Raw genomic sequence first — 10,730 nt, 5'->3', positions numbered from 1 at the left:
GTGGCTGCAGCCGGAACTGTCCATGCATAGCTGTAAGTTCCTGCAACTCCCGGAGTCGCCGTTACTGTGGCTGATGCTCCATCACATACTGTTGGGCTATTAACGGTTACTGTTGGGTTTGGATTTATCGTTACCGTTCCTGATGCCGAAGTGCTTACACAATTGGTAAGGGTATTGGTGATAATCACGTTATACACTCCTGCTACTGTTGTTGTAAATGTGGCTACATCGCCCGGTGCTGTGGCTCCTGTTGGAACTGTCCATGCGTAGCTATACGTACCTGCTGCTCCCGGTGTGGCCGTTACTGTAGCTGAGGCTCCTGCACATACCGCAGGGCTATTTACCGTAACCGTTGGGTTCGGATTAACCGTTACCGTTCCAGATGCCGATGGACTCACACAGTTAGTTGTCGTGTCCGTGATAATCACACTATATACCCCTGCAACTGTTGTGGTAAAGGTGGCTACGTTACCAGGATTGGTTACTCCTGCCGGTACTGACCATGTGTAATTGTAGGTGCCTGCAACATTTGGTGTAGCTGTAATGGTAGCAGTTTGTCCGTCACAAATCGTAACATTGTTTACTGCTACAATTGGTGTAGGATTGATGGTTATTGAAAAAGAGGTAGAACCAAATGTTGTAGGATTTGAATTATCTTCAACACGAACATAAATTATGGTTGATGCAGTTGAAAATGCATTAGCTGGCGAAATATCATTACTTCCAGAATTGGCGTCAGCTTGTGATAAATGATAGGTTACTGTATAAAGAGCAGGATCTAATCCATTTAACGCAGCATTATCTGCTAGGGTTAAATCAAAAACCTCTATCCCATCATTTGAAATATCATCACACACTGTAAATGGAAAAGGCTGAGGATCAAGCGTACAAGATTGTTCCAAAAGTTGAAAAGGTTGAATACTAGTACAATCATTACCGCTTCCAGTATCTACTACCACTACATACACAATTTCACCTAATCCACTACTTACATAGGCTGTAGGACTAGCAATAAAAATACCATTTTCACCATTAAAAATAGATGTCGCATAATCTAAAATAAAGACATTTGGATCTAAAGCACCTAATACAACACTTGTGTTTTCAGTCAAATCATAAATTAAATCACCAGGACAGTTAAACAAATCTAAAGGTTCTGCAACTGGTAAAGGAGGATAATATTCAATTTGAATAGAATCCTGAATAGGACATCCGGCACCAAATGGTGTAGCAATTACTGTGTAAACCCCTGGTTCCGTAACCGTATAAGTATTACCTGTAGCTCCCGGTATGAGAACTGTATCTAAATACCACTGATGAGGAACAGAAGCATCAAGACCAGAATTTAACTCGGCCGTTTGACCAATACATAAAGCATTTCCAGCTGTTTCTAAGAAATCACTACCTAAATCAATTGGATTTACATTAAAACTATTTGCTTGAAGAAACACAGCAGAATCGTAAGCATTATCACTAACATTAGCAACGGCTAATTTAATATGATATAATTGTCCACATTGAACAGTAGCTGTTGCAGTTAAAACTGTCGTAAAACCATCATATTGAATAGATGTACCTCCACAATTATTTACATAAAAAGCAGAATTAGCTCCTCCAGGAAGAACCAATGGACAACCTGCAGCAAATCCTCCATTTAAATTATTTATAGTTATAGCTGTTGTTGTAGAAGGAACTAAAGCTATATTAGCTGCACCGCCACTATAAGGCCCTGCAATTCCAGGTCCGCTTAAGAAAAAACCAAAAACATCATTAAATGCTGAATTAACAAACTCCGGATATTCTTCTGAAGCAAAGACGAAGTTGAAATTTAATTGATTACCAGTTGGAATAAAATCAAACTCTAAAACAGCTTTGTTATTAATACCACCCGTAGCTAAAAGTGCTAAATCAGCATCACCAGCAATTGGACTTGCAGGAGGATTAGAAGCATTATTTGCGTTATTTGGTCCTACTGCTACATTTCCTCTACCCGTTGTTAGTATTATACCTGAATCTATCCCTAAATTTGTAGGGTTTATTCCTGTTGAAAAGAGACCAACTTGGTCACTTGCCGCATTTGCATTAGCTGCACTTCCATTGAAAGTAATATTTGAAACTGTTACTCCATTCCCTAAAAGGGTATTTTGAACTAATTGAGCAGGAGTAAATGTGACGTTATTTACAAAAAGTTGAGCTATGGAGAAAAAAGGCAATAACAGAAGTATGATTTGTAATCTTATTTTCATCAGATTATATTTTTGTGATGTTGAAAGTTCTAAAACATTTTTTAATTTTTTGTTAATAAAAAATTAAACTCCAAATATACATAATTGCCTAAAATAAGTTTGTTAAATTTGCTCAAAAAAAGAAAATGAGCAAGATAATCATCAAAGAAACACAAAATACAGCTATATTAAAATTTGAATTTCCTGATTTTATTACGAAAAATAAAAGCTACGAGTTTAAGAATATTGATGAAGCATCAGAAAGTCCGTTAGCACAAAAATTATTTTATTTGCCTTTTGTAAAAACCGTTTTTATCTCAGGAAACTTTATTGCTATCGAACGGTACAACATTGTGGAATGGAATGATGTCAAAGATGCAGTTGCTGAACAAATTGAAGATTTTATTACTGATGGTGGAATTATTATAAATGACACTACTCTTGAAATCAAAAAAAAACCGATTACAATTTATGCTGAATCAACCCCTAATCCGGCAGTGTTAAAATTTGTAGCCAACAAAATTTTAACAACAAAAACTGCTGAATTTAAAAATATTGATGAAGCTTTTCCCTCTGCTTTAGCTAAAGAACTATTCAAATTTCCTTTTGTAAAAGAGATTTTTATGGATGAAAATTATATTTCCATCACAAAATATAATAGTTCAGAATGGCAAGAAATTTCAAATGAAGTAAGAATGTTCATTAAAGCATTTATTGAAAATGGAAATGAAATTATCAATGAAAGTCTGTTGAGTAACGCACCAAAAAGTGAAAAGCAATCCATTTCAAATTTTGATACGCTTGATACTACTTCACAACAAATCATCAATATTTTAGAAGAATATGTAAAACCGGCTGTTCAAGCTGATGGTGGAAATATTTTATTTGATTCTTTTGATGAAACTGAAAAAAGAGTAAAAGTAGTGCTTCAAGGAGCGTGTAGCGGCTGTCCGTCTTCGACTTTTACTTTAAAAAACGGTATTGAAAACATGTTGAAAGACATGCTAAAAGATGAGGCAATTAAAGTAGAAGCAATCAATGCATAAAATTAAAAAGCATTCATAAAAAATGCCCCAAAAGCAATAGTTTGATGGGGCATTTATCTTTATAAAAGGATTTATTTCTTATTTTTCACATGAACATTAAACTCTTGGAAAAGCTCTAATAAATTCATGGTAGCTTTAATTAAATCATTTGTTTCCAATAATAAAGCAAAATATAGTTTACTATTTTTAGGACTAGTTTCAACTGTACGAATTCGAGTAATTTGTTTTTGAATTAATTCAGAAACATTTTCTAAAATAGTTGCTTTTTCTTTCAACACATCATTCAATTTATCAAAACTTTTGTTTTCAAAGATGGTTTCAATATCATCAAATAATTTCTGAACATCATTGTCTATGCTCTTTAAATCTCTGATTTGATTGAATTTTAACTGCTTATGATTGTTATTAATGTGAGCATAACTACTTTGCGTAATAAAACCAAGTGATTGGATCATATCTTGTAAATAGCCCAAAATCATAATATAGAATTTACTGGCTTCTACAGAAGTTTCGTCTAAATTTTTGATAAAGTAATACACATTACTTTTTAATTCATCTACTTCTTTTTCAAGTTTTTTGAGTGCTTTTTTGTTTTCTTTCAATTTAGCCAAATCTTGTAATCCTAAATTTTCAATTACATCACTATACACTTTATTGGTCGTACCAATTACTTTTGAAATTTGGATTGAACTTTCGCTAATAATTTCATTGATAGTAACAATGTCTTCTCTTTTTAGTTTTACTAATTCATCTGCTTCTTTTTGCTTTTTACTGTGTCTTCTGGCACTTCTATACAAAATAATCGCTAGTAAAACCAATAAACCAATAAAAGCATATACTTCGCCCACTTTTAAAATAAATGCCATGATAAAAGCACCTAAAAAAGCTACTAAAGCGGTAACAAACCAACCTCCAATTACGTTAAAAACTCCAGCCACACGGTAAACTGCACTTTCTCTATCCCAAGCTCTATCGGCAAAAGAAGTACCCATTGCCACCATAAATGTCACATAAGTAGTGGAAAGTGGTAGTTTTAAAGACGTTCCTATAGAAATTAAAATACTGGCAATCATTAAATTTACTGATGCACGAACCATATCAAAAGCAGGTTCATCTTTACGTTTTTTACCTTTTATTTCTGGTTTTTCAAATTGCTTATCAATTTTTATTTGTACAGATTGAGGTAGAAAATAATTAATGGCTTGACCTAAATAAACACCACTTCTCACCACAAATCTGGAAAGTGTGTTGGGTGAAAATTTTTCAACACCATCGCCTTGACGTGATAAACTAACTCCTGTTTCAATAACACTTCTTGCTTTTTTGGATGTCCAAAGTGTAATTACCATTACCAATCCTGCTAGAGCAAGAAAATAGAAAGGAGCCACAATGGTTTCGTCCGCAAGAGCACCCATCATTAATTGATCACCTGAAACCCCTGATGAAGCAAATATTTCATACGAATTAAAGGCTGCTATCGGTACACCTATAAAGTTAACCAAATCATTTCCGGCAAATGCTAATGCTAATGCAAATGTTCCAATAATGATGATTACACGAAGAATGTTTATTTTGAAAACACTCATTAACACTTGCGAAATAATCGTAAATGTTACAAAGTTGATTCCAATGATTGCCAATTGATGATCTTGAATCCAACCATACGTTTCTTTATCTATAAATGAAACGCCTTTTAACCCTTTAATTAAAATAAAAAAAGTGATGGAAGTGATTGCTAAACCTCCAAAAATAGCACCTATATATTTTATTCTTTTTTCGTATTGAAAAGTAAAAATCAATCTTGAAATATATTGCACTAAACTTCCTAAACCAAAAGATAAAGCTACAGAAAGTAGAATACTAAACACAATTTCAGAAGCTTTTTTGGTGTTGATATAAGCTCCCAAAGTTTGTGTACTATCCTCTGAAATGTAAATATGATACAAGCCTAAACAAACTGCCGCACCTAGTAATTCGAATATAATTGACACTGTTGTAGAGGTTGGCAACCCCATCGAATTAAAAACATCTAACAGCAAAATATCAGTAATCATTACCGCTAAAAAGATAATCATTACATCATTAAAGGTAAACATGGAAGGAACAAAAATACCACTTCGAGCAATTTCCATCATTCCGCTGGAAAAAAGTGCTCCAACTGCCACTCCAATACTGGCAACAATCATAATGGTTCGGAAAGAAACCGCTTTTGAACCAATGGCTGAATTTAAAAAATTAACCGCATCGTTACTCACTCCCACCACCAAATCAAGCAATGCCAAAACGCCCAAAACAACGAGCATTACTACATAAATTTGTTCCATATTAATGGTTTATAATTTAGTGCAAAATTCTATTAAGTATTTCAAACAAATGTTAAGCGAATGTTATCAATTTTGAGTCTGTTTTTTTGAAAATTTGATTATTTTGATTACCTTTAGTACTTAAATTTTATCATTATGGCAATTTTAAAAGTAATAGAAGTACTTTCCAGTTCAGAAATTAGCTGGGAAGATGCAGCAAAAAAAGCAGTATCACAAGCAGCAAAATCGTTAAAAAACATACGATCAGTTTATGTTCAAGACCAAAGTGCGTCAGTTAAAGATGGACAAATTTCAGAATTTCGAGTGAATGTAAAAATCACGTTTGAAATAGAATAATTCAAGAAAAATCGTAATTTTAAGCGTTCTCAAAAAGAACGCTTTTTTTTATGAATGAATTACAATTTGAAACCAGTCCTTATTTACTTCAACATGCTCAAAACCCGGTACATTGGAAAGCATGGAATGAAAAATCACTTCATGAGGCAAAAGATAGAAATAAATTACTTTTAATCAGTATCGGTTATTCTGCTTGTCATTGGTGTCATGTGATGGAATATGAAACATTTGAAAACGAATCAGCTGCGATTATTATGAATGAATTCTTTATCAACATCAAGGTAGATAGAGAAGAACGTCCAGATATTGATGCTATTTATATGAAAGCCGTTCAATTGATGACCGGAAGAGGCGGATGGCCATTGAATGTTGTCTGTTTACCTGACGGAAGACCCATTTGGGGAGGTACGTATTATAGAAAAAACGATTGGATGAATACATTAGAACAACTTCAAGAATTGTATTTAACCCAACCGTCTAAAATGATTGAATATGCTGAAAAATTGCATGAAGGTATTGAATCGCTTGGTTTGACTTCAACTAAATCAATAGAAATAGACTTTTCATTGTTAGACGATTTCTTGGAAAAATGGATCAAAAGTTTTGACTGGGAATTTGGTGGCTATCAACGAGCTCCAAAATTTATGATGCCCACCAATTATCAATTTCTTTTGCAATACGGTCATTTAACTAAAAATGAAAAACTGCTCGAATACGTTGATTTAACCTTAACAAAAATGGCGTTTGGTGGAATTTTCGATGTTGTTGATGGAGGATTTTCAAGATATTCTGTTGATACAAAATGGCATGTGCCTCATTTTGAAAAAATGGCGTATGATAATGGTCAATTGCTTTCACTTTATGCTAATGCATACAAACTTTCAAAAAATGAATTATATAAAGAAGTGATTGTAAAAACAATTTCTTTCATTGAAAAAGAATGGTTAACAGATGAAAATGCTTTTTTCTCCGCTTTAGATGCTGATAGTTTGACCAATGAAAATCATTTAGAGGAAGGTGCTTTTTATGTGTGGACCAAAAATGAGTTGCAAACTATTTTAAAAGATGAATTTGAGTTATTTGCATCTGTTTTTAGTATAAATGATTTTGGTTTTTGGGAAAAGGAACATTATGTGCTCATTCAACGAGAAAGTTTACAATCAGTCGCTAATCAATTTCAAATTTCAGAGGAAGAATTAAAAATAAAAAAGAGAATTTGGGAAAAACTTCTTTATACCGAAAGAGAAAAAAGAAAAAAGCCACGTTTAGATGATAAAATCATTACTTCTTGGAATGCAATGATTTTAAAAGGTTTAGTTGAAAGTTATAAAGCTCTTCAACAAAATCACTTTTTGGATTTGGCTTTAAAAAATGCTCATTTTATAGTCTCAAAACTATGGGATGAAAATGGAAATTTATGGCATACTTATAAAAATAAAAAAGCTTCAATTAATGGCTTTTTAGATGATTACGCTTTTGTTATTGACGCATTTATAGCTCTTTATGAAACAACTTTGAATGAAAAATGGCTAAAAAACTGTAAAAACTTAACCGATTATTGTTTAGACCATTTTTATGATGAGCAAAAAGGTTTATTCCGATTTACTTCAAACCTTGACAATGCTCTGATTGCTAAACATTATGAAATTGAAGACAATGTTATTCCGAGTTCTAACTCAATCATGGCGACTAATTTATTTAAACTTGGTATCTATTTTGAAAATGGGCATTATGAAAACATTTCTAAAAAAATGGTGTCCCAAATTATTCCTTCGATTGATTATCCATCGGCCTTTTCAAATTGGTTGATAGCAGCATTGCACTTTTCTACTTATCAAAAAGAGTTAGGTATTTGTGGTCCAAAAGTATTTGAATATTTGGATAAAATCAATCAATCTTATTTTCCTGCCCTACTTTTGGCCGGAAGTGAAAAAGAATCAGACTTGGCATTTTTGAAAAACCGATATAAAAAAGGTGAAACATTATTTTATTTTTGTCAAAACAAAATGTGTTTAGCTCCAAAATATAATTTTAATGAAATGCACAAAGATTTAATCGACTAATTTATAATGCAATAACAAAATTCAGTAGATTTGAAATTCACTAAAAAACTAAAGATATGGGACTTGGAAATTTTTTTAAAAACTTATTTGGTTCAGCCAAAGAAACAGCAAAAGAAACGGTAGAAAAAACAGAAGTTGTAATTGATCAAGCAAAAGAAAAGGCAACTGAATTAGCTTCAAAAGCAGAGGAATATGTTGAAAAAACCGTAAAAACATTGGAAGAAAACTACCCGGAAGTGGAAGAAAAAGTGAAAAATTTTGCGGACAAGGTAGAAGAAACATTTGAAAATGCAGTAGAAGAAGTAAAAGAAAAAGTACATGCTTTTACCGCTCCATCCATTGAAAAAGCAGAAGAAAAAGTAGAAGAAATTAAGGAAGATTTAGAAGAAAGAACAGATGAAATTAAGCGGGCAGCAGATGAAAATGCGGATTAACGTTAACGTTTTGTTTTCATAAAAAATTCATTTTAATAATTATCTTTGCAAGAAATTATCTACTAAAGAAGCGGTTTTTATGAATGAAATTGAAAAAGAAAGCATCAATTATCTCCAAAAATACTGGGATTATGCCATTACTGTTTTAATGGAATATTCTCCAAGGCTTATTTCTGCACTACTTATTTTTTTAATTGGTTGGTATGCCATAAAAATCATTAAAAGAGTTGTCACAAAAATCATGATTAAGCGGGAAATGGAACCCACTTTATCAAAATTTCTAGCCGACATTTTAATTTGGACGTTAAAAATTCTTCTTTTTGTAACTGTAATTTCAAGACTTGGCGTTGAAAATTCCTCATTTGTTGCCATTATTGGAGCGGCAGGTTTAGCTGTTGGTTTGTCTTTACAAGGTTCTCTTTCTAATTTTGCCGGAGGAGTTTTGATAATCATGTTCAAACCTTTTAAAGTCGGAGATTTTATTGAGGCCCAAGGTGTATCAGGAACAGTAAAGCAAATTCAAATCTTTGTTACGCAATTATCTACTGTTGATAACCAAACGATATTTGTGCCAAATGGTTCTTTATCGAACAACAACATTATTAATTATACTTATGCCACTACTAGAAGAGCAGATTTGACAATTGGCATAAGTTATAGTTCAAACATTAAAAAAGCTAAAGAATTGGCTCTTGAAGTGATGAATAATCATCCTATGGTTTTAAAAGACCCAGAACCAATGATTTTAGTTAGAGATTTGGCAGATAGTTCTATTAATTTAGCAGTTCGCCCATGGGCAAAAACAGAAGACTTTTTTGTGATGCGTTCAGATATTTTAGAACAAATAAAACTTAAATTTGACGAAAACAATATTGTTATTCCCTTTCCGCAAAGAGATATTCACATAAAACAATCTTAAATTATGAAAAACGCTTTTTTCTTCAGTTGTATCTTTCTTTTGATTTCTAACACTATAATAGCTCAAGTATATGTACCAAGAATCAATAATAAAGAGCGATACAAAGAAAAAATAGAAGGTACAAAGTATGTAAGTGAAGCTTTTTCTGAAGCAACCATATCGTCATCCTCAAAAATCTATTTGGTTCGATACGATGCATATAATGAAATGTTCGAATTTGTTGATCCGAATATGACCAAAAGAGATACCTTTTTAGTGAATAAAACTGAACAAAATAAAGAAATTCATTTACTTAGTTCAAAAAAGAAATACTCTTTAGAAAATTTCATGAATAAGGATTGGAGTGTTCATTCCACTTATTTTATCGAAGTGAAAGCAACAGAAAGTATAATTTTATACAAGAGAGAAAAGGTTAATTTTACACCGGAAAAACCAGCAGAAAATTCAATGAAAAGAGGTTTTCCTGCCAAATACACGAGAGCCGAAGATAGCTATTTTATCAAAAAAGTAGGCGACGAATATCTACTTCAATTTCCTGATAGTAAAAAAGAATTGATAAAAATGTTTCCTGATAAAAAGGAAAAAATTGAAACTTATTTTAAAAACAATAAAAATAGTTTCAAAACAGAGGCAGATTATATCAGCATCATTGATTTATTGACATCTTAACTACTTTGCTATAAAATCTTTCAAGTAAAAAGGTTCAAAATAAGCTACATCTTCAAAAGATTTGGTTTTGAATTTATCATAACTTAACTGACTCATTTCAGCAGCAGAAGGAAAAATAACATCGTCTAAAAAATGGAAATTAGGTTGATGTAATACCGTTTTTGCTTTTTCTAAACAATCGCCAACAAAAAAAAGTGGTTCTGTAAATTCATTAAATGACGTTTCTGTCAAGATTTCAGCTTTTACTTCTCTTACTTTTTCATTTTGGGTTGAAAAAACAGCTGAATAAACTTCCATTCTTCTGGCATCAATCATTGGTACTATTAGTCCTTCATTTACTTTTACTTTTGATGCCATTACTTGAAGAGTATCAAGAGCAATTAAGGGAATATTCAAGGCATAACACAACCCTTTTGCGGCTGAAACTCCAATTCTTAAACCGGTATAAGAACCCGGACCTTGACTTACCGCAATAGCATTTAAATCTGAAAATTGTAAGTTAACCTCTTGCATAACTTCTTCCACAAAAACATGCAACTTTTCTGCATGTGAATAACCTAATGCAGATACTTCTTTGCATAATAAAGTTTCTCCATTAAATGCAACTGAAACGGAACAATTTCGGGTTGAAGTTTCAAGATTTAAGATATATGCCATTTTGAAAATTTAAAGAGCAAATGTAAAACATAAAAAAAGGAAATTAAAATGATTTAA

Annotated in this window: 9 protein-coding genes; 6 read left to right on the top strand and 3 right to left on the bottom strand. The window is 32.3% G+C overall.

Annotated elements, in window-relative coordinates; all coding sequences use genetic code 11:
• A partial coding sequence (locus H601_RS16160) for a choice-of-anchor L domain-containing protein (RefSeq protein WP_211223542.1) occupies positions 1 to 2,246 on the bottom strand: 2,246 nt, incomplete at its 3' end.
• Positions 2,247 to 2,371: 125 nt separating this feature from the next.
• On the opposite strand from H601_RS16160, the gene H601_RS0109005 reads away from it, so the two are divergent.
• Positions 2,372 to 3,271: a NifU family protein gene (locus tag H601_RS0109005; protein WP_026711209.1), complete on the top strand. Its 900-nt coding sequence runs from the start codon at positions 2,372 to 2,374 to the stop codon at positions 3,269 to 3,271.
• Positions 3,272 to 3,342: 71 nt separating this feature from the next.
• Here H601_RS0109005 and H601_RS0109000 read toward each other — a convergent pair whose 3' ends face one another.
• Entirely contained in the window at positions 3,343 to 5,595 is a 2,253-nt protein-coding gene (locus tag H601_RS0109000; protein ID WP_026711208.1) for an inorganic phosphate transporter, read from the bottom strand.
• A gap of 135 nt (positions 5,596 to 5,730) precedes the next feature.
• Between H601_RS0109000 and H601_RS0108995 the strand changes: the two genes are divergently transcribed.
• The 5 genes from H601_RS0108995 to H601_RS0108975 all read left to right on the top strand — a co-directional run bounded on the left by H601_RS0108995 (position 5,731) and on the right by H601_RS0108975 (position 10,016).
• Entirely contained in the window at positions 5,731 to 5,931 is a 201-nt protein-coding gene (locus tag H601_RS0108995) for a dodecin family protein (RefSeq protein ID WP_026711207.1), read from the top strand.
• A 50-nt stretch (positions 5,932 to 5,981) separates the two neighbouring features.
• Entirely contained in the window at positions 5,982 to 7,994 is a 2,013-nt protein-coding gene (locus H601_RS0108990; RefSeq protein WP_026711206.1) for a thioredoxin domain-containing protein, read from the top strand.
• A 56-nt stretch (positions 7,995 to 8,050) separates the two neighbouring features.
• A complete protein-coding gene (locus H601_RS15515; protein ID WP_051220710.1) occupies positions 8,051 to 8,428 on the top strand; it encodes a hypothetical protein in 378 nt (125 codons plus the stop codon).
• Positions 8,429 to 8,507: 79 nt separating this feature from the next.
• On the top strand, positions 8,508 to 9,347 hold the full coding sequence (locus H601_RS0108980; protein ID WP_035655775.1) for a mechanosensitive ion channel family protein: 840 nt from the start codon (positions 8,508 to 8,510) through the stop codon (positions 9,345 to 9,347).
• Between the two features lie 3 nt (positions 9,348 to 9,350).
• Positions 9,351 to 10,016: a hypothetical protein gene (locus tag H601_RS0108975; protein WP_156900374.1), complete on the top strand. Its 666-nt coding sequence runs from the start codon at positions 9,351 to 9,353 to the stop codon at positions 10,014 to 10,016.
• On the opposite strand, the gene tsaB is transcribed toward H601_RS0108975, so the two are convergent.
• Positions 10,017 to 10,673, bottom strand: coding sequence for a tRNA (adenosine(37)-N6)-threonylcarbamoyltransferase complex dimerization subunit type 1 TsaB (gene tsaB, locus H601_RS0108970; protein WP_026711203.1), 657 nt, complete (start codon positions 10,671 to 10,673; stop codon positions 10,017 to 10,019).
• Positions 10,674 to 10,730 lie beyond the last annotated feature (57 nt).

This window comes from Flavobacterium filum DSM 17961 (genome assembly GCF_000425465.1).
Taxonomy (GTDB): domain Bacteria; phylum Bacteroidota; class Bacteroidia; order Flavobacteriales; family Flavobacteriaceae; genus Flavobacterium; species Flavobacterium filum.
The sequence above is the reverse complement of the archived record's forward strand: the minus strand, read 5'-3'. Positions and strand labels throughout refer to the sequence as shown.